This window comes from Streptomyces sp. NPDC027672, from assembly GCF_055566335.1.
Genome location: NZ_JBVHSO010000001.1, coordinates 405,855 through 430,863, shown reverse-complemented (window position 1 = coordinate 430,863; position 25,009 = coordinate 405,855). Strand labels below are relative to the sequence as shown.

Below are 25,009 nucleotides of genomic sequence, written 5' to 3'. Positions count from 1 at the left end.
GCATGGGACACCACGTCCTGCGGCGGCTGCTGCAGATGATCCCGGTGTTCGTCGGGGCCACGCTGCTCATCTTCCTGATGGTGAACGTGATGGGCGATCCCGTGGCCGGACTGTGCGGGGAGCGGGCCTGCGACCCGGCGACGGCCGCCCGGCTGCGCGCGGAGTTCGGCCTCGACCAGCCGCTGTGGCGGCAGTACCTCGGCTACATGGGCAAGGTCTTCACCGGAGACTTCGGTACGGCCTTCAACGGGCAGCCGGTCACCGAGCTGATGGCGACGGCGTTCCCGGTCACCATCCGGCTGACCGTCGTGGCCGTCGTGTTCGAGATCGCCGTCGGCGTCACGCTGGGCGTCGTCACCGGACTGCGGCGCGGCCGGCCCGTGGACACCGCCGTACTCCTGGCCACCCTGGTGGTGATCTCCGTGCCGACCTTCGTCACCGGGCTGCTGCTGCAACTGCTGCTCGGCATCCGGTGGCAGTGGATCAGGCCCTCGGTGCGCGGCGGCACCTTCGTGGAACTGATCGTGCCCGGCCTGGTCCTCGCCTCCGTCTCGCTCGCCTACGTCACCCGGCTGACCCGCACCTCCATCGCGGAGAACAAGCGGTCCGACCACGTCCGCACGGCCGTCGCCAAGGGCCTGCCCCGCCACCGGGTCGTCATCCGGCACCTGCTGCGCAACTCGCTGATCCCGGTGGTCACCTTCATCGGCACCGACATCGGCGCGCTGATGGGCGGCGCGATCGTCACCGAGCGGATCTTCAACATCCACGGCGTCGGCTACCAGCTCTACCAGGGCATCCTGCGCCAGAACACCCAGACCGTCGTCGGCTTCGTAACCGTCCTCGTCCTCGTCTTCCTGGTGGCCAACCTGCTCGTCGACCTGCTGTACGCCGTACTCGACCCGAGGATCCGCTATGCCTGAGCAGCCGCACGAGCCCGAGGGCGCGATCGCCGGCACCGGCATGGGCGGTGCGATGGACCTCGGCGCGAGCGAGGCCGCCACGCTGGAGCGGCCGCCGCCGGGCGGCCCCGACGGCGGCACACCGGACGGACCGGACGGCGGCGCGCCCGACGGAGCGGGACCGGCCGGCCGGCCACGCTCGCTGTGGTCCGACGCCTGGCGGGACCTGCGCCGCAACCCGGTCTTCCTGCTCTCCGCCCTGGTCATCTGCTTCCTGGTGCTGATCTCCCTGTGGCCCTCGGCGATCGCCCCCGGCAGCCCGCTCGCCTGCGACCTGGCCAAGGCCCAGGACGGCCCGGCACCGGGTGCCCCGTTCGGCTACGACGGCCAGGGCTGCGACGTCTACACCCGCACCGTCCACGGCGCCCGCACGTCCGTCACGGTCGGCCTGTGCGCCACGCTCGGGGTGGCCCTGCTCGGTTCGGTGCTCGGCGCTCTCGCGGGCTACTTCGGCGGCGTCTGGGACGCCGTGCTCTCCCGGGCCACCGACATCTTCTTCGCCATCCCGGTCGTCCTCGGCGGTCTGGTCCTGCTGTCCGTGGTGTCCTCCGACACCATCTGGCCGGTCGTCGGGTTCATGGTGCTGCTCGGCTGGCCGCAGATCTCCCGGATCGCCCGCGGCTCGGTCATCACGGTCAAGCAGAACGACTACGTGCAGGCCGCCCGCGCCCTCGGCGCCTCCGACACGCGCATCCTGCTGCGGCACATCGCCCCGAACGCCGTGGCGCCCGTCATCGTCGTCGCGACCATCGCGCTCGGCACCTACATCGCCCTGGAGGCGACCCTGTCCTACCTCGGCGTCGGCCTCAAACCGCCCAGCGTCTCCTGGGGCATCGACATCTCCGCCGCCTCCCCCTACATCCGCAACGCCCCGCACGCCCTGCTGTGGCCCTCCGGTGCCCTGGCCGTCACGGTGCTGGCCTTCATCATGCTCGGCGACGCGGTCCGCGACGCCCTCGACCCGAAGCTGAGGTGATGGTGCCGTGCTGCTCGAAGTGCGGGATCTGCACGTGGAGTTCCGGACCCGGGACGGCGTCGCCCGGGCCGTCAACGGGGTCGGCTGCGCGGTGGACGCGGGGCAGACGCTGGCCGTGCTCGGCGAGTCCGGGTCCGGCAAGTCCGTCACCGCGCAGGCCGTGATGGGCATCCTGGACAGCCCGCCCGCCCGGATCACCGGCGGCCGCGTGCTGTTCCAGGGGCGGGACCTGCTGACGCTGAAGGAGCGGGAGCGGCGCAGGATCCGGGGCTCGGCGATGGCGATGATCTTCCAGGACGCGCTGTCGGCCCTCAACCCGGTGCTCTCCGTCGGGGACCAGCTCGGCGAGATGTTCGTCGTGCACCGGGGGATGTCCCGCAAGGACGCGCGGGCCCGGGCCGTGGAGCTGATGGACCGGGTGCGCATCCCGGCGGCGGCCCAGCGGGTGCGGGACTACCCCCACCAGTTCTCCGGCGGCATGCGCCAGCGCATCATGATCGCCATGGCGCTGGCCCTGCGCCCGGCGCTCGTCATCGCCGACGAGCCGACCACCGCCCTGGACGTCACGGTCCAGGCCCAGGTCATGGACCTGCTCGCGGAGCTGCGCCGCGAGTACCGCATGGCCCTGATCCTGATCACCCACGACCTGGGCGTGGTCGCGGACGTCGCCGACCGGATCGCGGTGATGTACGCCGGGAAGATCGTGGAGTCCGCGCCCGTGCACGACCTCTACCGGGCCCCGGCCCACCCCTACACCCGCGGCCTGCTGGACTCCGTACCGCGGCTGGACCGCAAGGGGCGGGAGCTGTACGCCATCAAGGGCCTGCCGCCCAACCTCGTGCGCGTCCCGCCCGGCTGCTCCTTCCACCCGCGCTGTCCGCTGGCCCGGGAGGTGTGCCGCACCGACGAGCCCCCGCTGTACGAGGTGCCCGGCGGCCGGGGCAGCGCCTGCCACTTCTGGCGGGAGTGCCTGCGTGGCTGAGCCCGTCCTCGAAGTGACCGGACTGGTCAAGCACTACCCCCTCACCCGGGGCGTCCTGCTGCGCCGGCAGACCGGCGCGGTGCGGGCGGTCGACGGCGTCGACTTCACCCTGGGCCGGGGCGAGACGCTGGGCCTGGTGGGCGAGTCGGGCTGCGGCAAGTCCACGGTCGCCCGGCTGCTGTGCGGCCTGGAGCGCCCGACGGCCGGTTCCGTCCGGTTCAGGGGCGAGGAGATCACGGGACTGTCCGGCCGGGCCCTGAAGGCGGTGCGCCGCAACATCCAGATGGTCTTCCAGGACCCGTACACCTCGCTCAACCCCCGGATGACCGTCGGGGACATCGTCGGGGAGCCGTTCGAGATCCACCCCGAGGCGGCCCCCAAGGGCGACCGGCGGCGCCGGGTGCGGGAACTGCTGGACGTGGTCGGCCTCGACCCGGAGTACGTCAACCGCTATCCCCACCAGTTCTCCGGCGGTCAGCGCCAGCGCATCGGCATCGCCCGGGCGCTGGCGCTGCGCCCGGAGATCGTCGTCGCCGACGAACCGGTGTCCGCCCTGGACGTCTCGGTGCAGGCCCAGGTGGTCAACCTGCTGGCCCGGCTCCAGTCGGAGTTCGGTCTGTCGTACGTCTTCATCGCGCACGACCTGTCGGTGGTCCGGCACCTCGCGGACCGGGTCGGGGTCATGTACCTGGGCCGGATCGTGGAGAGCGGACGGGACGACGCGATCTACGACCACCCGACCCACCCCTACACCCAGGCCCTGCTCTCCGCGGTGCCCGTGCCCGACCCCGGCGCCCGTGACCGGCGGGAGCGGATCGTGCTCACCGGGGACGTGCCCTCGCCGGCGGCCGTCCCGTCCGGCTGCCGCTTCCGCACCCGCTGCTGGAAGGCACGGGAGCGGTGCGCGCGGGAGGTCCCGGCGCTGGCGGTGCCGGCCGTCTTCCGGGACGCGGCCGGGCCCGCGGCCCATCCCTCGGCGTGCCACTTCGCCGAGGAGAAGCGGGTCGTGCCGCCGGCCGCGCCCCGGCCGGACGGCAACGGGCCGGGGTGACATCGCACCCCGGCCCGTTTACGGCACCCGCACGGCCGTACGGAGTTCAGGCTGGCGTGTCCGTATATCGGTACCGCTTCGGTGGAGTTGCCTCCGTGTTAACGCTGTTCAGGCCGGCTGCGCCGGGGGCAGGGAGCGGCGCAGGAAGTCCAGTTGGAGGCGGAGCAGGTTCTCCGCGACCGCCTCCTGCGGGGTCATGTGGGTCACTCCGGACAGCGGCAGCACCTCGTGCGGCCGGCCGGCGGCCAGCAGTGCCGAGGACAGGCGCAGCGAGTGGGCGACGACCACGTTGTCGTCCGCGAGCCCGTGGATGACCATCATCGGGCGGTGCGGCTCGGCCGGGTCGACCAGACCGGCGTCGTCGACCAGCGAGTTGCGGCGGTAGACCTCTGGCTGCCGGCCCGGGTCGCCGAGGTAGCGCTCCTGGTAGTGGGTGTCGTAGAGCCTGAGGTCGGTGACGGGCGCGCCGACCACCGCCGCGTGGAAGACGTCCGGGCGGCGCAGCACCGCGAGCGCCGCCAGGTAGCCGCCGAAGGACCAGCCCCGGATCGCCACCCGGCCGAGGTCCAGCGGGTACCGCGCGGCGAGCGCGTGCAGCGCGTCGACCTGGTCCTGGAGCACCACGGCGGCCAGGTCGTCGCGGACCGCCTTCTCCCAGGCCGGCGAGTGGCCCGGGGTGCCCCGGCCGTCGGCGACGACCACCGCGAAGCCCTGGTCGGCGAACCACTGGGAGGTCAGGTGGGCGTTGTGCGCGGCCACCACCCGCTGGCCGTGCGGACCGCCGTACGGGTCCAGGAGCACCGGCAGGGGAGTGTCACCGGAGTAGTCCCGGGGCATAAGCACGGCGCACGGGATTCGACGTGCGCCCCCTTCGGTGAGGGTCACTCTGGGGGACAGACCGGGATGTTCGGCGTACGACCGGACAGTCGTCGCCGGTTTCCCGTCGCACAGCACCCGGGCCCGGGTCCCCGGGCGGTCCGGCGTGGCGGACAGCAGGACGGTGACGCCGCCGGCGCGCACCGCCGAGTGCACCCCGGGCTCGTCCGACAGCCGTTCGACGCCCAGTTCGTTCACCCGGTACACATGGACTTCGCCAATTTCCGGCGTGGGCGCCTCCGGACCGGAAGAGGCGGAAACCAGTACGTCGTCCGCACCCACGTCCAGAACCGCACGGATGTGCAACTGCGCGCTGGTCAGCGGCCGTTCACCGACCGCGAGGACCCGGGCGCCGCCCTCGTCCGCGATGCGGACAAGCTGCCCTGAGGGGCTCCAGCAGGGCACCCCGGCGAAAAGTTCCAGCCAATCTGGATCCTCCTCGGCGTGCACCATCCGGGTGGCCCCGGAATCCGGGTCCACGGCCAGGAAGAGCTGGCCGCGCTGATCCCGCGCCTGCACGAGCAGCAGCGGCGCACCCGCCGCTGACCAGTGCACACGTGCCAGATAGGGGTAGCGCGCCCGGTCCCAGACCACCTCCGTGCGCGTCCCGTCCAGCCCGTACACGAACAGCCGGACGTCCGCGTTCGGCGTGCCCGCCGCCGGGTACCGGATGTTGAGTGGCTCACGCTCCGGCCGGGCCGGGTCGGCGATCCACCACCGCCGCACCGGCGTGTCGTCCACCCGCGCCACGAGCAGCCGGTCCGACTCCGGGGACCACCAGAAGCCCCGCGAACGGCTCATCTCCTCGGCCGCGATGAACTCCGCGAGCCCGTAGGTCACCCCTGCCGACTCCGGTTCGGCCAGCGCCCGGTCGCCCTCGCCCTCGGCCCCGACCACCCGCAGCGCGCCTCCCGCGACGTACGCCACATGCCGTCCGTCGGGTGCCGGACGGGGGTCGACCACCGGTCCCGCGACGGGCAGTTCACGCGCCGTGCCGGCCCGCAGCTCCGCCGTGAAAAGCCGCCCTGACAAGGCGAAAGACGCCAACTCCACGGCGCCGTCGGTGGCGTAGCCGACGATGCCGGCACCGCCCTCGCGGCTGCGCTCCCGGCGCGCCCGCTCCTCGGCCGGCAGCTCCTCCGCGGCACCCTGGAGCAGCACCCCGGGATCGGCCGCCAGGCGCTCCGCGCCGCCCGGGAGGTCCACCACCCACAGCGAGTTGGCCCGCTCGGTGCCGGAGCCGGACCGCAGGAACGCGACACGCGAACCGTCGGGCGCGACCGTGAACGCGCGCGGCGCGCCGAGCGTGAACCGCTGGGTCCGGGCGTGCCGACGGGGGAAGGAGTCAGCCTCTGTCGTCATACCCCGACCATATTGGCCATGCGCCCCCTTGTGCGGCCGTGCGCCGAGCGATGCGCGCACACGGATAGTTATGATCACTACCGCTGAGTGGGTATGAACCTGCTGGCGTCTGCATGGATTTGCTCAACTGATCTGGAACCCGCGTCCCTGGGATCTTTGGAGGTGAGCCGCCGTGGCACTCTCGATTTCGGCGGTGGTGCTGCTGGCGATCATCGTCTTTCTGTTGATCAAGAAGTCGGGGCTGAAGGGCGGCCATGCCGTCATCTGCGTCCTGCTCGGCTTCTACCTCGCCTCCTCGACGGTGGCGCCCACGATCAAAGAGCTGACGACCAACGTCGCTGGCATGATCGGCAACCTGAAGTTCTGACGGCCGTCGTCGCCGGGAGCGCGGCGGGCACCTCGTAGGCTGGTCCCATGACGGAACTGCCCGCGCGGCGTCTGCTGCTGGTGCACGCGCACCCGGACGACGAGTCGATCAACAACGGCGCGACCATGGCCAAGTACGCGGCCGAGGGTGCCCAGGTGACCCTGGTCACCTGCACCCTGGGCGAGCGGGGCGAGGTCATCCCGCCGGAGCTGCGGCACCTCACGGGCCCCGCGCTGGGCGCGCACCGCCGCGGCGAGCTGGGCGCGGCCCTCGGCGCGCTCGGCGTCACGGACGGCCGGCTGCTCGGCGGCGCCGGGCGGTACGGCGACTCCGGGATGACGGGCACGCCCGACAACGACGACCCGGGCTGCTTCTGGCAGGCCGACGTGGACGAGGCCGCCGGCCTCCTCGCCGAGGTGATCCTCGAAACCCGCCCGCAGGTCCTCGTCACCTACGACGACAACGGCGGCTACGGCCACCCGGACCACGTCCAGGCCCACCGCGTCGCCATGCGCGCGGCCGACCTCGCGGCCGGGCGGGGCCACCGCATCGCCAAGGTCTACTGGAACCGCGTGCCGCGCTCCGTCGCCGAAACCGCCTTCGCCCGCCTCCGGGACGAGCTGGCCGCACTGCCGTTCGACCGCAGCGCGACCGTGGCCGACCTGCCGGGCGTGGTCGACGACGAGCGGATCACCACCGCGATCGACGGCACCGCGCACGCCGCCGCCAAGGCCGCCGCGATGCGCGCCCACGCCACCCAGATCCAGGTGGCCGAGCCCTACTTCGCGCTCTCCAACGACCTCGCCCAGCCGCTGCTGACCACCGAGTACTACGAGTTGGTGCGCGGAGCGGGACAGCGCGGCGAGACCGACCTGTTCGCCGGCGTCGAGGAGGCGTCGTGAGCGGCGGCGGACCGGGCTCGCTGCTCGCCCAGCCGCTGCGCCCGCCCTCCGCCGGCCGCAGCGCCGCCCTGGCCGGCCTGCTGCTGCTCGGCGCGGCCGTGGGCCTGGCCGGAAGCCTGGTGCAGGCCGCCTGGTTCCCCGGCGGGCTGCTGCTCGCCCTCGCGGGCACCGCCGGGCTGTTCCTCGGCGGGGCGTACGCCACCCGCAGCCGCGGCGGGGCACTCGCGCCGGCGGCGGGCTGGGTCGTCGCCGTCATCCTGCTCACCACCACCCGGCCGGAAGGCGACTTCCTGTTCGGCGCGGGCGGCGGGTCCTATCTCTTCCTGCTCGGCGGCATGGTCCTGGCTGTGATCTGCGCCACCGTCGGTGCCGGACGGCAACCCGGCGGCGGCCCCGCCCGACTTGGCAAGTGACGTACCACTTCGCCGCGCGGCGCACGTGCGAGTCCGGTGGGGGTTTCCCCGGCGGTCATGGGATACGCGCAAGAGGCGGACAGTATGGTGGTGCGCGCCGCCGAGCCGCCCGAGCAGTCAGGTCGTAAGGGCGGCGGAGCCAACCGGGAGAACCTGCCTTGAGTCGTGAAACTGACACTCCGTCCTCCGGGCCCAACGGGCGCGGCGGAGCCGCATACCCCTCCGGCACCCCGCCGTACGGGACCCCCTTGGCTCCCGGTGACGGTACGGGCGCGGGCCGTTCGGGCACGCGTCCGGAGGAGAAGAAGACCGAGACCACGCTGACGACCCGGATCCGGATCAACATCCCCGGGTCCCGGCCCATCCCGCCGGTCGTCGTGCGCAAGCCCGTCGGGGACGGCGAGGGCGCCGACGAGGAGACGCCCGCCGCGGAGCCGCGGCCCGCGGCCGACCGGACGCCCGCCGCCGAGGCCCCGGCCGAGTCCGGCGCCCCGGCGGACGAGAAGACCAGCGACTGGTTCGTGCCCCGCAAGTCCGGTGCCCCGAAGGGCACTCCGGGCGCCGGGGGCACGAACGGCGCGGGTCTGCCCGGCGGTTCCGCCCCCGCGGCCGGGCCGTCCGGCGCGGCGGCCCCCCGCAAGGGTGGTCCGGGTGCGTCCGGCGCGGCCGGTTCCGCCGGCGCGCGCCCCGGCGGTGTGGTCGGCGCCATGAGCGTGCCGGGCGGCTCCCGTCCGGGCGGGACGAACGGCAGGGGCCTGCCCGGTGCCACCGGCGGCCCCGTCGCCCCGGGGCACGGCGGCGGCACCGGCTCCTTCGACGTGACCGAGGCGCTGACCGCGGGCCCGCTGGGCGGCGGCTCCCGCCCCGGCGCCCCCGGCCCCGGCGAGCCCCGCCGCGACGAGCTGCCGTACTTCGCGGAGAACGGCGGCGGCCAGGACGGCTTCGGCAGCGGCCCGGCGGCCGGGAACGGCCAGGACGGCTTCGGGTCCGGTCCGGCGGCCGGGAACGGCCAGGACGGCTTCGGTGGCGGTCAGGACGGTTTCGGGTCCGGTCCGGCGGCCGCGAACGGCCACGACGGCTACGGCGGCGGCCAGGACGGCTTCGGCACCGGTGGTCCGGCGGCCGGGAACGGCCACGACGGCTACGGCGGTGCCCCGGGCGGTGTCCACGGGCACGGCGGCGCCAGCGGCTTCAACGGGCCCGGCGGGCCCGGCCCCACCGGCGGCCCGCAGGGCCCGGCCGGTCCCACCGGCGGCCCGGTCACCGGCGACGGCACCCTCGTCCCGCCCGCCCCCGGACGCGGCGGCCCCGGCGAGCCCTTCGACGGGCCCCCGGCCGCCGGTTTCGCCGGACCGGGCACCCCGCCCGCGCGCAGCGCCCTGACCGGCCTCGACGGACCCGGCGCCGGCGACCGCGGCCCGGGCGCCGGGTTCAGCGACGACACCGCGATCCTCACCCCGCAGAAGCCGGCCCCCGAGCCGGGCGCGCCCGGCTACCGCTCGCCGTCCGCAGGCAACGTCTCCGGGCACACCGTCACCAGCGGCATCCCGGTCGTCCCCGACGCGGGCGCGGCCCCGTTCGGCGGCACCGGCGACGGCGCGGCCACGCCCCGGCCCGAGCCGGCCGCCGCGCCCAAGCCGGCGCCGAAGGCGGCGGCCAAGCCGGCGAAGAAGAAGGGCCGCAGCAAGCTGATGCTGCTCGTGGCCGGCGTGATCGTCGTCGCGGGCGGTGCCTACGGCGCCGGCCTGCTGATGAACCACACCGACGTGCCCAAGGGCACCACCGTGCTCGGTGTCGACGTCGGCGGCGGCACCCGCGACGACGCCGTCGAGAAACTGGACGCGGTCTTCGGCAAGCGCGTGAACAAGCCGCTGAAGCTGGCCGTCGGCGACAAGACGGTCACCCTCACCCCGGAGAACGCGGGCCTGCAGTTCGACTACCAGGCCACGGCCAGCGCGGCCGCGAAGAGCGACTACAACCCGGTCCACGTCATCGGCTCGCTCTTCGGGCAGAAGCGCGTGGTCGAGCCGGTCATGCCGGTGGACGAGGAGAAGCTCCAGGCCGCGCTCCAGCAGGCCGGCGGCGGCACGGGCACGGCCTCGGCCGGCGACGGCACCATCGAGTTCACCTCCGGCAAGGCGGTCCCCGTCTACGGCAAGGCGGGCAGGTCCGTCGACGCCGCCCGCTCCGGCCGGGCGGTCGAGCAGGCGTACCGGACGCTGGTGGAGACCGGCGGCGCGGCCCCGGTCGCCGTGCCCACCACGACCCGGCAGCCGACGGTGCCGAACGCCGAGGTCGACCGGATGATGAAGGAGTTCGCGCGGCCCGCGATGTCGGGCCGGGTGGTCGTCCAGACGGACCCCGCCCACTCCGTGCCGATGAGCCCGCAGAACTCGCTGTGGAAGTTCCTCCGGGTCACCGCCGTCGACGGCAAGCTGGTCGACAAGCCCGACCTGAACGCCCTCAAGCAGCTGTACGGCCAGACCTTCGACGGCGTGCTGATCACCCGGGGCAACGGCAAGAAGACGGCCGTCACCCCCGAGGACGTCTACGCCGCCCTGCGCCCGGCGCTGATGAGCACGACGAACCGGGTCGCGGTCATCGACACCAACCCGAGCTAGCCGCGCCAGCCGCTGTTGGGGGGGGGCGTTCCCGGCCGGGAGCGCCCCCCCCCGCGCCGTACCCGTCACCCGTCCCGTATGACATCTGTCATCCGCCGGTCAGGACCCCCGGCACTGTCCGGGACCCGGGCCGTACCGCGAGCATGGACGCCATGACGACGACAGCGGCACCGGCCACCACCACCCCGGTGGTCGGGTTCGACCAGGTGACCAGGACATACGGGAACGTACGGGCCGTCGACGGCCTCTCGCTGCGGCTGTACCCGGGCGAGACCGTCGCCCTGCTCGGCCCGAACGGCGCCGGCAAGTCCACCACCCTGGACCTCCTGCTCGGCCTGAAGTACCCCGACAGCGGCTCGGTCAGCCTGTTCGGCACCGGCCCGCGCGAGGCGATCACGGCCGGCCGGGTCGGGGCCATGCTGCAGAGCGGCGGCCTGATGGACGGCGTCACGGTCGCCGAACTGGTGCGGCTGGCCTGCTCCCTGCACCCGCGGCCGTACCCGGTCTCCGAGGTGCTGGCGCGCGCGGGCATCGACCAGATCGCCGACCGCAAGGTCGACAAGCTCTCCGGCGGCCAGGCCCAGCGGGTCCGGTTCGCCCTCGCCACCGCCGGCGACAGCGACCTGATCGTCCTGGACGAGCCGACCACCGGCATGGACGTCTCCGCCCGCCAGGCGTTCTGGGCCACCATGCGCGAACAGGCCGACCAGGGCCGTACGGTCCTGTTCGCCACCCACTACCTGGAAGAGGCCGACGCCATCGCCGACCGGGTCCTGGTGCTGCACCGGGGCCGGCTCCTCGCCGACGGCACCGCCGCCGAGATCAAGGCCCGGGCGGGCGCCCGCCGCATCTCCTTCGACCTGGCCGGCCCGATCGACGAGAGCGCCCTGCGCGCCCTGCCGTTCCTCACCGCGCTCGACGTCTCGGGCCACACCGTCCGCATCCAGTCCGCCGACGCCGACGCCACCGTGCACGCCCTGTACGGCCTCGGCCTGTACCCCCGCAATCTCGAAGTCGCCGGGCTCGGCCTGGAGCAGGCGTTCGTCGCCATCACCGCCGCCGAGGAGGCGAAGCAGCAGTGAACAGCCTGATCAAGCTGGAGATCACCCGCACCCTGCGCAACCGCAAGTTCCTGTTCTTCTCCGTGCTCTATCCGGCGGGCCTGTTCCTGCTGATCGCGGGCGGCGCCGACAGCCGTACCGAGATCGACGGGACCGGGCTGACCCTGCCCGCCTACATGATGGTCTCCATGGCCTCCTTCGGCGCCCTGACCGCCGTCCTCATGGGCAACAGCGAGCGCATCGCCAAGGAGCGCGAGAGCGGCTGGGTGCGGCAGCTTCGGCTGACCACGCTGCCCGGACGCGGCTACGTCCTCGCCAAGACCGCCGGCGCGGCCGTGGTCAGCCTGCCGTCCATCGTGGTCGTGTTCCTGGTCGCCGCCGCGGTGAAGGACGTACGCCTCGACGCCTGGCAGTGGTGCGCGCTGAGCGGTGCCATCTGGGCCGGCAGCCTGGTCTTCGCCGCGCTCGGCGTCGCCCTCGGCTACCTCGCCAGCGGCGACGCGGTCCGCCCCATCACCATGATCATCTACTTCGGCCTGTCCATGCTGGGCGGCCTGTGGATGCCGACCGCCACCTTCCCGGGCTGGCTCCAGGACATCGCCGAGTGGCTGCCCACCCACGCGTACGCTTCCCTGGGGCGGGCCATCGAACAGAGCCGGGCCCCGCAGGCCCAGGACATCGCCGTGCTCGTCGTCTCCTTCGTCCTCTTCGCGGGCGGCGCGGCCTGGCTGTACCGGAAGGACACGCTGAAGGCGTGAGCGCGACGACGGACGGCCGGCAGGCGGCGCCCCGGCACACCCCCGTGGGCTGGCCGCCCGCCAACCGCCGCGACCTGCTGGTCAAGACACTGTGGATCACGGTCTGGCTGGTCTTCCTCAGCTCACCGGTCGAGGACCTGGTGCACGGCGGCCACTCCGCCCGCGCCACCGCGGCGGGCGCCTGCGGCCTCGCCGTCTTCGTCGGGAGCTATCTGACGCTGGTCTTCCGCAACATCGGCCGGCCGTTCTCCCGGCGCGTCGTGCTCGGCCTCGGCGGGGTCCTCGGCGTGCTCGCGCCCGTCCTGGCCTTCACCCTGGGCGCCGCCTGGCTGGGCCTCTTCGTCTACCTGGCGGTCGCCTGGGGCGCCACCCTGCCGCTGCGCGCCGCCTACTGGGCCATCCCGGCCTCCGCGCTGGTGATGTACCTGATCGGGCTGCACTCGAACGAGAAGGAGGCGCGCGGCCTGGTCGTCCTCGTCCTGCTCATCGGGTTCGCGATGACCGGCGTGGGCCAGCTCGTGCGCACCACCATCGAGCTGCGCAAGGCCCGGGCCACCGTCGCCCAGCTCGCCGCCAACGAGGAGCGCCTGCGCCTCGCCCGCGATCTGCACGACCTGCTCGGCCACTCGCTGTCGCTGATCACGCTGAAGAGCGAGCTGGCCGGCCGGATGCTGCCCGGCCACCCCGACCAGGCGGCCCGGCAGGTCGCCGACATCGAACAGGTCAGCCGGCAGGCCCTGGTGGACGTGCGGGAGGCCGTCACCGGCTACCGGCGGCCCCGGCTCGCCGCCGAACTCGCCGGCGCCCAGGTCGCCCTGACCGCCGCCGGGGTCGTCGCCGAGGTACCCGCCGAACCCGGCCTCGCCGGTGTCCCGGAGGAGGCCGAGTCCGCCCTCGCCTGGGCGCTGCGCGAGGCGGTCACCAACGTGGTCCGGCACAGCGGCGCCGACCGCTGCGCCGTACGGCTGCGGCGCCACGAGTCGCTGGACGGGCCGGTGCTCGAACTGTGCGTCGAGGACAACGGCAGCGGCGGTTCCGGCAAGGGTCCCGGCAACGGCCTGACCGGTCTGGCCGAGCGGCTGGAGAAGACCGGCGGCACCCTGGTGGCGGGCCGGGACCGGCACGGGTTCCGGCTGGTCGCCCGCGTGCCCCTCGCCTCCGCGGCCGACATAGGATCCGGGGCATGACGAGCCCGATCAAGGTCCTGCTGGCGGAGGACCAGTCGATGGTCCGCGAGGCGCTGGCCGCGCTGCTCGGCCTGGAGGCGGACATCGAGGTCGTCGCCCAGGTCGCGCGCGGCGACGAGGTGCTCGCCGCCGTCGGCGCGCACGGCGTGGACGTGGCACTGCTCGACATCGAGATGCCCGGCTGCACCGGCATCGAGGCCGCGGCCCTGGTGCGCCGGGCGCATCCGCGGGTCAAGCTGGTCGTGCTCACCACCTTCGGCCGACCCGGCTACCTGCGCAGCGCCATGGAGGCGGGCGCGGACGCCTTCCTGGTCAAGGACGCCCCGGCCGCGCAGCTCGCGGCGGCGATCCGCACGGTGCTGGCCGGCGAGCGGGTCATCGACCCGACCCTGGCCGCCGCCGCGCTCGCCGATGGCGCGAACCCGCTCACCGAGCGGGAACGCGAGGTGCTGCGCGCGGCGGCCGACGGCTCCACCAACGCCGAACTGGCCCGGACCCTGCACCTGTCCCAGGGCACCGTCCGCAACTACCTGTCGACGGCCATCCAGAAACTGGCGGCACGCAACAGGGCGGAGGCGGTGCTCATCGCCCGGGAGAAGGGCTGGCTGTGACCGCGGGAGCCGACCGCACACAGCGCCGGCTGTGACCACCGGGGCCCGCCCGGCCCCCGGTGCTGGCTGCGCCCGCCGGGGCCCGCCTGCCTCCGGCGTCGGCTGTGACCACCGGAGCCGCCCGCACCCGGCCCCCGCCCTACCGCCCCCGGTGTCGGCTGCGCCCGCCGGGGCCTGCCCGCAGACGGCGCTGGCTGCGTCCGCCGGAGTCCGCCCGCCCTCGGTGCTGGCTGCGCCCGCCGGGGCCCGCCCGCCTCCGGCGTCGGCTGTGACCACCGGAGCCGCCCGCACCCGGCCCCCGCCCTACCGCGCGCGGACGCACGTCAGTTGAGCTTGGACCGTGCCGTGCCCGCCTCCTGCCGTACCTTGCGCGCCGCCGACTCGTCCACCACCTCGATCAGCCCGGCGTAGTGCTCCAGTTCCTCGGCGCCCGCCACGAACTCCCCGCGTTGCACCAGCAGTTGACCGCGCTCATAGCGCAGCCGCGCCGGATGGGACGGGATGAGCAGCGCCAGCTCCACCGCCCGCAGCGCGATGTCCGACCGCTCGGGCCGGGCCGCGGCCCACGCCCGGATGTTGTTCAGCACCCGCTGCACGACCTCCAGCGGCGGGGCCTCCTCCAGCATCGAGGGATCCGGCGGCGCGCCCGTGGCGCCCACCACCAGCAGCTCGGCGTCCGTCCCGGTCAGCACCCGGCCGCCGTCGAACGGATCGGCCAGCACCCGCTCGGCCGCCGCGCCGAACCCGACCACGAAGTGGCCCGGCAGCGCCACCCCGTACACCGGGGCCCCGGCCCGGCGCGCGACCTCCAGCCACACCACCGACAGCAGGATCGGCAGCCCGCGCCGCCGGCCGAGCACCTCGTGCAGCAGGGAGGACTCCAGCCGCTGGTAGTCGCCCGGCGTGCCGTGGAAGCCGTAGCGCTCGCCGAGCAGCCGGCGCAGGGCCTGGGCCCACGCGTGCGGGCCGCCCGGCCGGTACGGCAGCTCGCCCGCCAGCCGGTCCAGCTCCGCCTGTGCGGCGTCCAGACCGGCCTCGTCCAGCGAGCCGTCCGTCTCGGCGCCGATCAGCAGGCACAGGGCCGACAGGTCCGGCTGTTCGGCCCGGGCCTCCTCGGCGAACCGCCGCCGCAGCTCGGCGGAGCGCGCGGGCGGCGGCGGGTACGGCGGCGGCAGATAAGGGTGAGGCATGGCAGCATCCTGCCCTTCCACGACGGTGCTACGGATGTCCGGGACCGGAAGGCGTGAGCGGCTCCCTCGGTTCCCGGTAATGGTGGTAGGCGTGGTGCGGTACGAAACCGAGCGCGCGGTACAGCGCCCGGGCCCCGGCGTTGTCCTCCTCCACCTGGAGCCAGGCCGCCGAGGCGCCCTCGTCCAGCGCGCGCCGGGCCAGCGCGGCCATCACCTCGGTGGCCAGCCCCTGCCGGCGCCGGGCCGGATCGACCTCGACGGCGGCGAAGCCGGCCCACCGCCCGTCCACGGCACACCGGCCGATCGCCGCCGGGGGCTCGCCTTCCGCGGGGCCGGGCACGGCGGCGAACCACACCGACGGTCCGCTGCCGAGCACCCGCAGGACCGTCTCGTCCGGCCCGGTGCGCCGGTACCGGGCGAGCCACGCCTCGTCCACGCTCCGGGACAGCACGACGCCCGCGCCCTCCGCCCGGTCCGCGACCGGCGCCAGCGCGCCGGTCCACAGCCCGGCGGTCACCTCCCGCACCCAGCCGCGCCGCTCCAGCTCCGCGCACAGCGGCTCCTGTGTGCCCTCGGCACCGGTCGCGGCCTGCACGTAGGCGGGCAGCCCGCGCTCGCCGTACCAGCGCCGTACCGCGTCCAGGGCCGCGTCGAGCGGCAGCCCGGGATCGCCGAGCGCCAGCACGCTGTTGGCCCGCCGGGTGAACCCGGCGGCGGCCCGCAGCTCCCACTCGCCCAGCCGCTCGCTCTCCACCGGCCGCCAGGCCCGCGCGGTGACGCGCGCCAGCTCCGGATAGGAAGCGGCGACTCCGCCGCGCCGCGCCGGTGCGGCGGGTACGACTTTCCCCGCGACCAGTGCGGATTGTGGGATCCTCACACTTTCGCCGTCCCGCCGTGTGATCATGAGCACGCCGCCGTCCCAGGAGGTGAGAACGCCCACCGTGTCAGTGAACTTCTCCGGTCCGGCACCGGGTTCGCCCAACCGCCGTACGGAGACCCGTTTCCCCACGTCATCCGGGGTAATTCGGACCTCCAGGCGTCCAGCCGCCGAGATTTCCACTGGTCAGTTCACCCCTCCTGTTCGGATCATGCTCCGGAACGGAGATACTAGGGGCGGGCATCGACGACGCCGCGCTCCCGCGCGCCAGGCGGCGGGGCCTGAGGAGGCCCGCCAGCGCCCTATCGAGGAGGAACGACAGCGTGACCTACGTCATCGCGCAGCCTTGTGTCGACGTCAAGGACAAGGCGTGCATCGAGGAGTGCCCGGTCGACTGCATCTACGAGGGCCAGCGGTCCTTGTACATCCACCCGGACGAATGCGTCGACTGTGGTGCCTGTGAGCCGGTCTGCCCGGTCGAGGCGATCTTCTACGAGGACGACGTCCCGGAGGAGTGGAAGGACTACTACAAGGCGAACGTCGAGTTCTTCGACGAGCTGGGCTCGCCCGGCGGCGCCAGCAAGCTGGGGCTGATCGAGCGGGACCACCCCTTCGTCGCCGCGCTGCCGCCGCAGGGCGAGTGACCGTCTGAGCGCCAAGCGGCCGCACCAGCGCCGCCTCGGTCCCGTACGGCCCGATCACCCGATCGGCGCCGTACGGGACCCAGGCGTGTGCCGCACCGTACGAAAGTGAGCCACTGACCGTGTCCGCAGTCTCCGACCGCCTGCCCGAGTTCCCCTGGGACAAGCTGGAGCCGTACAAGAAGACGGCCGCCTCCCACCCGGACGGCATCGTCGACCTCTCCGTCGGCACCCCGGTCGACCCGGTGCCCGAGCTGATCCGCACGGCCCTGGCCGACGCGGCCGACTCGCCGGGCTACCCGACCGTCTGGGGCACGCCCGCCCTGCGCGACGCGATCACGGGCTGGCTGGAGCGCCGCCTGGGCGCCCGCGGGGTCACCCACCGGCACGTCCTGCCGGTGGTCGGCTCCAAGGAGCTGGTGGCCTGGCTGCCGACCCAGCTCGGCCTCGGCCCCGGCGACAAGGTCGCCTACCCGCGCCTGGCCTACCCCACCTACGAGGTCGGCGCCCGCCTCGCCCGCGCCGACTACGAGGTCTACGACGACCCGCGCGAGCTGGACCCGTCCCGGCTGCGGCTGCTGTGGCTGAACTCGCCGTCCAACCCCACGGGCAAGGTGCTCACCCGGCGGGAGCTGACCGACATCGTCGCCTGGGCCCGCTCCCACGGCGTCCTGGTCGTCTCCGACGAGTGCTACCTGGAGCTGGGCTGGGAGGCCGACCCGGTCTCGGTCCTGCACCCGGACGTCAACGGCGGCTCCTACGACGGCGTGGTCGCCGTCCACTCCCTCTCCAAGCGCTCCAACCTCGCGGGCTACCGCGCGGCCTTCGTCGCCGGCGACCCGGAGGTCCTCGGCCCGCTGCTCCAGATCCGCAAGCACGGCGGCATGATGACCTCCGCGCCGACCCAGGCCGCGGTGGTGGCCGCGCTCGGCGACGACGGCCACGTCCAGGAGCAGCGCGCGCGCTACGCGGCCCGCCGCGAGGCCCTGCGGGCGGCGCTCCTCGCGCACGGCTTCGGCATCGAGCACAGCGAGGCCAGCCTCTACCTCTGGGCCACCCGCGACGAGTCCTGCTGGACCACGGTCGCCCACCTGGCCGACCGGGGCATCCTGGTGGCCCCGGGCGACTTCTACGGCGCGGCGGGCGCCCGGCACGTCCGCGTGGCCTTCACCGCCACAGACGAACGCGTCCGGGCCGCGGTCGCCCGTCTGACGGCGTAACCGCCCGGGCGGCGGCAAAGCCGACGGGGCCCGGGAAACCCCCGGACCCCGTCGTCACCGAGCCGGCCGCTAGCCGAGCGGCAGTCCCTTCGTCGGGAGGGAGGAGGTCGGCAGACCGCCCTTCGTGAGCGCGTCCGTCGGCAGCCCGCCCTTCGTCGCGGTGGCGGCCGTCTCCCCGAGGACACCCCCCGCGGTCCCGGCCACGTCCCCGGCGGCCTTCTGCGCGGCCGGCGCCGTCTTCTTCACGGCACCGCCGCCGGTCTTGCCCGCGGCCGGCACCGCCTGCTCGATCGCCTTGCCGCCCGCCTGACCGGCGAGCGAGGTGACGTTGCGCGCGGCGCCGTCGACGGTGTTGCCGACGTGCGCGCCGTCCAGCGCGGTCAGGCCGCCCAGGTTCGGGGTGGCCGCCGGCAGGTTCGTGGCCGCACCGGCGGAGCCGGCCGCACCGACCCCGGCAGCCGCTCCCGCTGCGACAAGCAGCGCGGCACGGGCGATCCGGCGGGTCAGAGGGAGGGACATGATGCTCCATTCGACGGAAGAGAACGGTGTCGGTGCCCGGACCCGTATCCGGCCCGGACGCCGTGACTACCGCTCGAAGCCCCCGAAGGTTGCGGACAGCCCGGGTAAAGAATGGATAACGCATCGCATTATCGGGTGTGGATAAAAACGGGCAAACGAGGTCCGCGCGGAAACCGCGCAGAATCCTTCCGGCCCTTGATTCCCAAGGACTCCCGCACCCGCTGCGCCGGCCGGCCCGGCCACCGGTCCGCCCGGCCCCGCGCCACCCGGCGGAGGGAACCGCCGTACTGCTGTCCGACCTGCTGCTCGATCTGCTGACCGGTCTACTGCCCGACCACGATCCGGACCGCCCCCACGGACTTCTCCGCGCCGCCCGCCCCCGCCGGGGCGACGGTCCGCCACGTGCCGGAGCCGTCGCCCGCGGCCCACTCCCGCCCCGCGTACGCCACCCGCTCGATGTGCAGCGCCGAGGAGTGCGCGACCGCCCACTGCGCGAGCTGCCAGCCCCGCGTGCGCTCGTCGCGGCCGGCCGCGTCCCGCTTCCCGCCCTCGGGCACCGGAACCGTCACCGTCCGCCCGTGCGCGGTCGCGGTCACGCTCGGCGAGGGGGACGGCGACGGCACGGGCGCACCGCCCACCACCGCGCCGGTCTCCTGGAGCGCGTCCCGCCCGAAGTCCCGTACCAGCGCGGCCCGCACCGCGGCCGGACCGGTCGCCGAGACCGTGCGTTCCGGGCGCCCGTCGCAGGTCAGCGCGGCCGCCGCCCGACCGGTCAGGGCCGCCGCGAGCAGCGTGGCGTCCGGCTCGTGCTTGGCGTACGCCTCCGGGTAACCGCTGCGCTGCACTCGCTGCGCGGCCACCGTCAGCGGCAGCTCGGCGTAGCCGGGCACCTCGGCCAGGTGTGCGTAGAAGATGCCCGCCGCGTACGCCGGGTCCATGATCTGCCGTTTCGTGCCCCAGCCCTGGGAGGGCCGCTGCTGGAACAGGCCGAGCGAGTCGCGGTCGCCGTGGGCGATGTTGCGCAGCCCGGACTCCTGGAGGGCGGTCGCCAGCGCGATCGTCACGGCCCGCTGCGGCATCCCGCGCCCGGTGCCGACGGCGGCGATCGTGGCCGCGTTCGCCGCCTGCTCGGGCGTGAACTCGTACGCGGCCCCGTCACCGGCGGCCGGGACCACTCTGCAGCCGCGCGCTCCGCCGGTGACGTACTGCACCACGAGGTACGCGGCGACACCGCACAGGACCAACAGGGCCGCGGTGTAACGGAAGAGGCGACCGCGGCGCTTGGGACGGGTGGGGGACGGCTCTGGCACGCGTACAAGGTACTGGAGCCCCGCCCCGCCCTCACGGGCGGTGCGCACCGCAGGTCGGAACCGGTGCCGAGGGGTGCCGCGCCAGGGTCTTTCGTTTGGATCACGCGAGCCCGGCGTGATCCGAACGAGAGGCCCTATTAGGGTCGTGGGCATGGCCGACACCTCGCTTGACCTCACGCTGGACGCCGCCTCGCTCACCGCGCGGCTCGTGGACTTCCCGTCCGTCAGCGGCACCGAGAAGCCGCTCGCGGACGCGATCGAGACCGCCCTGCGCGCCCTGCCGCACCTGACGGTGGACCGCTACGGCAACAACGTGATCGCCCGTACGGACCTGGGCCGCGCCGAGCGCGTCATCCTGGCCGGCCACATCGACACCGTCCCGATCGCGGACAACGTCCCCTCCCGGCTCGACGCGGACGGCGTGCTGTGGGGCTGCGGCACCTGCGACATGAAGTCGGGCGTGGCGGTGCAACTGCGCATCGCGGCCACAGTCCCCGCGCCCAACCGCGACCTCACCTTCGTCTTCTACGACAACGAGGAGGTCGAGGCCGAGCGCAACGGCCTGCGGCACATCGCCGCGGCCCGCCCGGAGTGGCTGAAGGGCGACTTCGCGATCCTGCTGGAGCCCTCCGACGGCGAGGTCGAGGGCGGCTGCCAGGGCACGCTGCGGGTGCTGCTGAAGACCACGGGCGAGCGGGCGCACTCGGCGCGCTCCTGGATGGGCTCCAACGCCGTCCACGCCGCCGCGCCCATCCTGGCCCGCCTGGCGTCCTACGAGGCCCGCCGGCCGGTCATCGACGGTCTGGAGTACCGCGAGGGCCTGAACGCGGTGCGGATCGGCGGGGGAGTGGCCGGGAACGTCATCCCGGACGAGTGCGTGGTGACGGTCAACTTCCGCTACGCGCCCGACCGCACGGAGGAGGAGGCGATCGCGTACGTCCGCGAGGTGTTCGCGGACTGCGGGGTGGCGGAGTTCGTGGTCGACGACCACAGCGGGGGCGCGCTGCCCGGCCTCTCCCACCCGGCCGCCGCGGCCTTCATCGAGGCGGTGGGCGGCGTACCGCGGCCCAAGTTCGGCTGGACGGACGTGTCCCGGTTCTCCGCGCTCGGCATCCCCGCGGTCAACTACGGCCCCGGCAACCCGCACTTGGCCCACAAGCGCGACGAGCGCGTGGAGACCGCGAAGATCCTGGCCGGCGAGGAGCGGCTGCGCCACTGGCTCACCGCGTAAGCGACCGGCGCACCGGCGCGGGCACGGCGACACGCGCGCGTCCCCCCGCCGTAACCCGACTGGATCTAGGCTGAGAGCGGACTACCGGCAAGCGGAGGGAGCGCACATGGCTACCGGCAACCCCGAGGGGAAGAAGCAGCCGCCGGACGAGCAGCGGCTCGGACCGGTCCTCCGGAGGCGGTCGCAGGTCACCGCCAGCACGACCGACCAGCGGCTGCTGGACGCGGGCGGCCCCTCGGACTGGGTCCACACCGACCCCTGGCGCGTCCTGCGCATCCAGTCGGAGTTCATCGAGGGCTTCGGCACCCTGGCCGAACTGCCGCCCGCCATCAGCGTGTTCGGCTCGGCGCGGACGGCGGCGGACACCCCGGAGTACGACGCGGGCGTGCAGCTCGGGCGCGGGCTGGTGCAGGCCGGCTGGGCGGTCATCACGGGCGGCGGCCCCGGAGCGATGGAGGCGGCCAACAAGGGCGCGAGCGAGGCGGGCGGCGTCTCGGTCGGCCTCGGCATCGAGCTGCCCTTCGAGCAGGGCCTCAACCCGTACGTCGACATCGGCCTGAACTTCCGCTACTTCTTCGTCCGCAAGATGATGTTCGTGAAGTACGCGCAGGGCTTCGTGGTCCTGCCCGGCGGACTCGGCACCCTGGACGAGCTGTTCGAGGCCCTGACCCTGGTGCAGACCCAGAAGGTCACCCGCTTCCCGATCGTCCTGTTCGGCACCGCCTACTGGGGCGGCCTGGTGGACTGGCTCAGGAACACCCTGGTGGCCCAGGGCAAGGCGGCCGAGAAGGACCTGCTGCTGTTCCACGTCACGGACGACGTGGAGGAAGCGGTCGCCCTGGTCTCCAAGGAAGCGGCCCGCTGACCCCGTGCCCGGCTCGCCCGCCCGGTGGCGGGCGAGCCGGGACTCAGGCCAGGCCCCGGCGGGCCACCGCGGGCGCCCGGTGCCCGGCGATGGACGCCACCATCTCCAGCACCTGACGGGTCTCGGCCACCTCGTGCACCCGGTACACCTGCGCCCCGAGCCACGCGGAGACCGCGGTCGTCGCCAGCGTGCCGATCAGCCGCTCCGGCACCGGCCGGTCCAGCGTCTCGCCCACGAAGTCCTTGTTCGACAGCGACACCAGCACCGGCCACCCCGTGGCCACCATCTCGTCCAGCCGCCGCGTCGCCTCCAGGCTGTGCCGCGTGTTCTTCCCGAAGTCGTGCCCGGGATCGATCAGCACCGACTCCCGCGGCACGCCCAGCGCCACCGCGCGCTCGGCCAGCCCGAGGGTCACCTCCAGGATGTCGGCCATGACGTCGTCGTAGGCCACCCGGTGCGGACGCGTCCGCGGCCGCACGCCCCCGGCGTGCGTGCACACCAGCCCCGCGCCGTAGCGCGCCGCGACCTCCGCGAGTTCCGGTTCCACCCCGCCCCAGGCGTCGTTGAGCAGGTCCGCGCCCGCCTCGCACACCGCCTCGCCGACCTCGGCCCGCCAGGTGTCCACGCTGATGACCACCTCGGGGAACCGGCGCCGCACCTCCGCGACGAAGCCGACCGTCCGGCGTGCCTCCTCGGCGGCCGTGACCTCCTCGCCGGGCCCCGCCTTGACGCCGCCGATGTCGATGATCGCGGCGCCCTCGGCCACCGCCTGCTCCACCCGTGCCAGGGCCGGCTCGTCGCGGAACGTGGCTCCTCGGTCGTAGAAGGAATCCGGCGTCCGGTTCACGATCGCCATGATCACCGGCTCGTGCGGCCCGAATTCCCGCCTGCCCAGCCTGAGCATCCGCTGTGACCTTTCCTAGTACGTCCCGCTGTACGGCCGCCTGTGACCCTAACCGCCGCGCTCACATGGCACGATCGGACCCTGACAGTTTCTGCTTCCGGCGCAGCGGCCGGTACGAGCGTGGGGACCCTGAGGCGATGGTGATGTTCTTGTTCCTGGTCGTCGCGCTGGCCGTCGTGGTCGCCGCGGTGACCCTGGGCGTGCTCGGGGGCGGGGAGAGCGGCCCGCTGCCCGAGGCGGCGCCCGAGCGGCTCCAGGACCCGCTGCCCGCCGACCGTCCGGTGGACCGCGCGGACGTGGAGAGCCTGCGCTTCCCGCTCGCGCCGCGCGGCTACCGCATGGCCGACGTCGACGACGCGCTCGGCCGGCTCGGCGCCGAACTGGCCGAGCGGGACGCCCGGATCGCCGACCTGGAGACGGCGCTGGCCGGCGCCCGCGCCGCCACGGCACCCGGGGAACACGCCCCGCACACCCGGCCGGACGACGGCGAGGGCCGGGAGGAGCGGCGATGACCGGCGCGACCGCCCTGGCCGGCCCGGACGGCGCCCTGCGCTGCCCCTGGGCCCTGTCCACCGACGACTACGTGGCGTACCACGACGAGGAGTGGGGCCGCCCGGTCCACGGCGACGACGCCCTCTTCGAACGGCTCAGCCTGGAGGCCTTCCAGTCGGGCCTGTCCTGGATCACGATCCTGCGCCGCCGCCCGGGCTTCCGCGCGGCCTTCGCCGGCTTCCGCATCGAGAAGGTCGCCGCCTTCACCGACGCCGACCGCGACCGCCTGCTGGCCGACCCCGGCATCATCCGCAACCGCGCCAAGATCGACGCCACCCTCGCCAACGCGCGCCTGCTCGCCGACTGGGCCGAGGGCGACCTGGACGAGCTGATCTGGTCCCACGCCCCCGACCCGGCCGGACGCCCCGCGCCCCGGACCCTCGCGGACGTCCCGGCGGTCACGCCCGAGTCCGCCGCCCTGTCCAAGGCCCTGAAGCAGCGGGGCCTGCGATTCGTGGGCCCCACGACGGCGTACGCGCTGATGCAGGCGTGCGGCCTGGTCGACGACCACCTGGAGACCTGCGTGGCCCGTCAGCGGCCGAGGTAGCGCGGCTTCTCCTTGTTGACGAACGCCTGTACGGCGATGGTGTGGTCCTCCGACCGCCCGGCCCGCGTCTGCAGCTCGTCCTCCTTCTCCAGCGTCTCGTCGAGCGAGTGGGTCAGCCCGTAGGCCACCGCCTCCTTGATCGACGCGTACGCCACCGTCGGGCCCTCGGCCAGCGCCCGCGCCACCTTCAGCGCCTCGGCGCGCAGCTCGGCCGCCGGCACGACCCGGTTGGCGATGCCCAGCTCCAGCGCGTCCCGGGCGCTGATGCTGCGCGGGAAGAGCAGCAGGTCGGCGGCGCGGCTCGGGCCGACGACCCGGGGCAGCGTCCAGGAGATGCCGGAGTCGGCGGTCAGCGCCACGCCCGCGAACGAGGTGTTGAAGGAGGCGGTGTCGGCGACGACGCGGAAGTCCGCGGCGAGCGCGAAGCCGAAGCCCGCCCCGGCCGCCACCCCGTTCACCGCCGCGACCACCGGCTTCGGCGCCCCCGCGAGGGCCCGCGCGATCGGGTTGTAGTGCTTCCTGACCGTCGTCATCGTCTGCCCGGCACCGGTCTCCCGGTCGCTGGCCAGCAGCCCGATGTGCTCCTTGAGGTCCTGGCCCACGCAGAACGCCCGGTCCCCGGCCGCCGTCAGCAGGATCGCCCGTACGGCCGTGTCGCCGGCCGCCGATTCCGCCGCCTCCCGGAGGGCGACCTTGGTCGCGATGTCCAGCGCGTTCATCGCCTCGGGGCGGTTCAGCGTGATCGTCGCGAGTCCGTCGCCCACCTCGTAGAGCACGGTGTCGGCCATGGCGTATCCCCTCCGGTGTCGCGGCTGGTGACGTACCGCTCGGTACGTCCCTGTCTGAGGACAGCATGGCGGAGATCCCGGACCTGCGGCCGGAGCGTCCGTGTGACCTGCGTCTAAGAAAACACGGGCGGCGCCACCCGGACGATCTTCCCGCGGCGGCGCAGTATCGCAGGCACATCGCCGAATTGGGTGGTTTTGCTCGCGCGCGTTGCCCAAGCGATCCCGGCCGATGTTGG

The 25,009-nt window shown here is 74.1% G+C and carries 25 protein-coding genes; 18 read left to right on the top strand and 7 right to left on the bottom strand.

What is annotated here, in order from left to right; all coding sequences use genetic code 11:
* The first annotated feature begins 2 nt into the window (after positions 1-2).
* The 4 genes from ACZ4SV_RS01915 to ACZ4SV_RS01900 are packed head-to-tail and all read left to right on the top strand — an operon-like array spanning position 3 to position 3,971.
* The gene (locus ACZ4SV_RS01915) at positions 3-923 is read left to right on the top strand and encodes an ABC transporter permease (RefSeq protein WP_365878099.1); all 921 of its coding nucleotides are present in this window, start codon (positions 3-5) and stop codon (positions 921-923) included.
* Positions 916-1,938, top strand: a complete 1,023-nt coding sequence (locus tag ACZ4SV_RS01910; protein ID WP_365878097.1) for an ABC transporter permease — start codon at positions 916-918, stop codon at positions 1,936-1,938. The genes ACZ4SV_RS01915 and ACZ4SV_RS01910 overlap by 8 nt, the downstream gene beginning before the upstream one ends.
* A gap of 7 nt (positions 1,939-1,945) precedes the next feature.
* Positions 1,946-2,920, top strand: coding sequence for an ABC transporter ATP-binding protein (locus ACZ4SV_RS01905; RefSeq protein ID WP_365878095.1), 975 nt, complete (start codon positions 1,946-1,948; stop codon positions 2,918-2,920).
* Complete coding sequence (locus ACZ4SV_RS01900) at positions 2,913-3,971, top strand: ABC transporter ATP-binding protein (protein ID WP_468000681.1); 1,059 nt, start codon at positions 2,913-2,915, stop codon at positions 3,969-3,971. Before ACZ4SV_RS01905 ends, ACZ4SV_RS01900 begins: the two co-directional genes overlap by 8 nt.
* Positions 3,972-4,079: 108 nt before the next feature.
* On the opposite strand, the gene ACZ4SV_RS01895 is transcribed toward ACZ4SV_RS01900, so the two are convergent.
* The gene (locus ACZ4SV_RS01895) at positions 4,080-6,209 is read right to left on the bottom strand and encodes a S9 family peptidase (protein ID WP_468000679.1); all 2,130 of its coding nucleotides are present in this window, start codon (positions 6,207-6,209) and stop codon (positions 4,080-4,082) included.
* Between the two features lie 172 nt (positions 6,210-6,381).
* On the opposite strand from ACZ4SV_RS01895, the gene ACZ4SV_RS01890 reads away from it, so the two are divergent.
* The 8 genes from ACZ4SV_RS01890 to ACZ4SV_RS01855 all read left to right on the top strand — a co-directional run bounded on the left by ACZ4SV_RS01890 (position 6,382) and on the right by ACZ4SV_RS01855 (position 14,129).
* Positions 6,382-6,576, top strand: coding sequence for an SH2 domain-containing protein (locus ACZ4SV_RS01890; protein ID WP_365878088.1), 195 nt, complete (start codon positions 6,382-6,384; stop codon positions 6,574-6,576).
* Positions 6,577-6,623: 47 nt separating this feature from the next.
* Positions 6,624-7,478 (top strand): N-acetyl-1-D-myo-inositol-2-amino-2-deoxy-alpha-D-glucopyranoside deacetylase, encoded by an 855-nt coding sequence (mshB, locus tag ACZ4SV_RS01885; RefSeq protein ID WP_468000676.1) that lies wholly within the window; start codon positions 6,624-6,626, stop codon positions 7,476-7,478.
* Positions 7,475-7,891, top strand: coding sequence for a DUF6113 family protein (locus ACZ4SV_RS01880; RefSeq protein WP_365878084.1), 417 nt, complete (start codon positions 7,475-7,477; stop codon positions 7,889-7,891). The genes mshB and ACZ4SV_RS01880 overlap by 4 nt, the downstream gene beginning before the upstream one ends.
* Positions 7,892-8,049: 158 nt before the next feature.
* Positions 8,050-10,512: a hypothetical protein gene (locus ACZ4SV_RS01875; RefSeq protein WP_468000674.1), complete on the top strand. Its 2,463-nt coding sequence runs from the start codon at positions 8,050-8,052 to the stop codon at positions 10,510-10,512.
* Positions 10,513-10,664: 152 nt separating this feature from the next.
* Positions 10,665-11,594, top strand: a complete 930-nt coding sequence (locus ACZ4SV_RS01870) for an ABC transporter ATP-binding protein (protein WP_365882089.1) — start codon at positions 10,665-10,667, stop codon at positions 11,592-11,594.
* Positions 11,591-12,331, top strand: a complete 741-nt coding sequence (locus ACZ4SV_RS01865; RefSeq protein WP_397940328.1) for an ABC transporter permease — start codon at positions 11,591-11,593, stop codon at positions 12,329-12,331. The genes ACZ4SV_RS01870 and ACZ4SV_RS01865 overlap by 4 nt, the downstream gene beginning before the upstream one ends.
* The gene (locus ACZ4SV_RS01860) at positions 12,328-13,518 is read left to right on the top strand and encodes a sensor histidine kinase (RefSeq protein WP_468000671.1); all 1,191 of its coding nucleotides are present in this window, start codon (positions 12,328-12,330) and stop codon (positions 13,516-13,518) included. Before ACZ4SV_RS01865 ends, ACZ4SV_RS01860 begins: the two co-directional genes overlap by 4 nt.
* Positions 13,515-14,129 carry a response regulator gene (locus ACZ4SV_RS01855; RefSeq protein ID WP_468000669.1) on the top strand — a complete coding sequence of 205 codons (615 nt, stop codon included), beginning with the start codon at positions 13,515-13,517 and terminating at the stop codon, positions 14,127-14,129. The genes ACZ4SV_RS01860 and ACZ4SV_RS01855 overlap by 4 nt, the downstream gene beginning before the upstream one ends.
* 323 nt (positions 14,130-14,452) lie before the next feature.
* On the opposite strand, the gene ACZ4SV_RS01850 is transcribed toward ACZ4SV_RS01855, so the two are convergent.
* Both ACZ4SV_RS01850 and ACZ4SV_RS01845 read right to left on the bottom strand, forming a co-directional pair.
* Entirely contained in the window at positions 14,453-15,319 is an 867-nt protein-coding gene (locus ACZ4SV_RS01850; protein ID WP_468000667.1) for a transglutaminase family protein, read from the bottom strand.
* A 28-nt stretch (positions 15,320-15,347) separates the two neighbouring features.
* A complete protein-coding gene (locus ACZ4SV_RS01845) occupies positions 15,348-16,379 on the bottom strand; it encodes a GNAT family N-acetyltransferase (protein WP_468000665.1) in 1,032 nt (343 codons plus the stop codon).
* A 140-nt stretch (positions 16,380-16,519) separates the two neighbouring features.
* On the opposite strand from ACZ4SV_RS01845, the gene fdxA reads away from it, so the two are divergent.
* Together fdxA and ACZ4SV_RS01835 are read left to right on the top strand one after the other, a co-directional pair.
* Complete coding sequence (gene fdxA, locus ACZ4SV_RS01840) at positions 16,520-16,840, top strand: ferredoxin (protein ID WP_014674796.1); 321 nt, start codon at positions 16,520-16,522, stop codon at positions 16,838-16,840.
* Between the two features lie 119 nt (positions 16,841-16,959).
* Positions 16,960-18,057, top strand: a complete 1,098-nt coding sequence (locus ACZ4SV_RS01835; protein WP_468000663.1) for a bifunctional succinyldiaminopimelate transaminase/glutamate-prephenate aminotransferase — start codon at positions 16,960-16,962, stop codon at positions 18,055-18,057.
* 69 nt (positions 18,058-18,126) lie between these two features.
* Here ACZ4SV_RS01835 and ACZ4SV_RS01830 read toward each other — a convergent pair whose 3' ends face one another.
* Together ACZ4SV_RS01830 and ACZ4SV_RS01825 are read right to left on the bottom strand one after the other, a co-directional pair.
* Positions 18,127-18,576: an ATP-binding protein gene (locus tag ACZ4SV_RS01830; RefSeq protein ID WP_468000661.1), complete on the bottom strand. Its 450-nt coding sequence runs from the start codon at positions 18,574-18,576 to the stop codon at positions 18,127-18,129.
* Positions 18,577-18,899: 323 nt separating this feature from the next.
* Complete coding sequence (locus ACZ4SV_RS01825; RefSeq protein ID WP_468000659.1) at positions 18,900-19,886, bottom strand: VldE C-terminal domain-containing protein; 987 nt, start codon at positions 19,884-19,886, stop codon at positions 18,900-18,902.
* A 151-nt stretch (positions 19,887-20,037) separates the two neighbouring features.
* Between ACZ4SV_RS01825 and dapE the strand changes: the two genes are divergently transcribed.
* Entirely contained in the window at positions 20,038-21,117 is a 1,080-nt protein-coding gene (dapE, locus tag ACZ4SV_RS01820) for a succinyl-diaminopimelate desuccinylase (RefSeq protein WP_468000657.1), read from the top strand.
* Between the two features lie 106 nt (positions 21,118-21,223).
* Entirely contained in the window at positions 21,224-21,982 is a 759-nt protein-coding gene (locus ACZ4SV_RS01815) for an LOG family protein (protein ID WP_468000655.1), read from the top strand.
* Between the two features lie 43 nt (positions 21,983-22,025).
* On the opposite strand, the gene folP is transcribed toward ACZ4SV_RS01815, so the two are convergent.
* Positions 22,026-22,886 (bottom strand): dihydropteroate synthase, encoded by an 861-nt coding sequence (folP, locus tag ACZ4SV_RS01810; protein ID WP_365873144.1) that lies wholly within the window; start codon positions 22,884-22,886, stop codon positions 22,026-22,028.
* Positions 22,887-23,023: 137 nt separating this feature from the next.
* Here folP and ACZ4SV_RS01805 point away from each other — a divergent pair, with 137 nt between their 5' ends.
* Together ACZ4SV_RS01805 and ACZ4SV_RS01800 are read left to right on the top strand one after the other, a co-directional pair.
* On the top strand, positions 23,024-23,398 hold the full coding sequence (locus ACZ4SV_RS01805; protein WP_397940315.1) for a DivIVA domain-containing protein: 375 nt from the start codon (positions 23,024-23,026) through the stop codon (positions 23,396-23,398).
* Positions 23,395-23,985, top strand: coding sequence for a DNA-3-methyladenine glycosylase I (locus ACZ4SV_RS01800; protein WP_365873140.1), 591 nt, complete (start codon positions 23,395-23,397; stop codon positions 23,983-23,985). The genes ACZ4SV_RS01805 and ACZ4SV_RS01800 overlap by 4 nt, the downstream gene beginning before the upstream one ends.
* Here ACZ4SV_RS01800 and chcB read toward each other — a convergent pair.
* A complete protein-coding gene (chcB, locus tag ACZ4SV_RS01795; RefSeq protein ID WP_468000652.1) occupies positions 23,970-24,773 on the bottom strand; it encodes a 2-cyclohexenylcarbonyl CoA isomerase in 804 nt (267 codons plus the stop codon). The genes ACZ4SV_RS01800 and chcB overlap by 16 nt on opposite strands.
* Between the last annotated feature and the right edge of the window lie 236 nt (positions 24,774-25,009).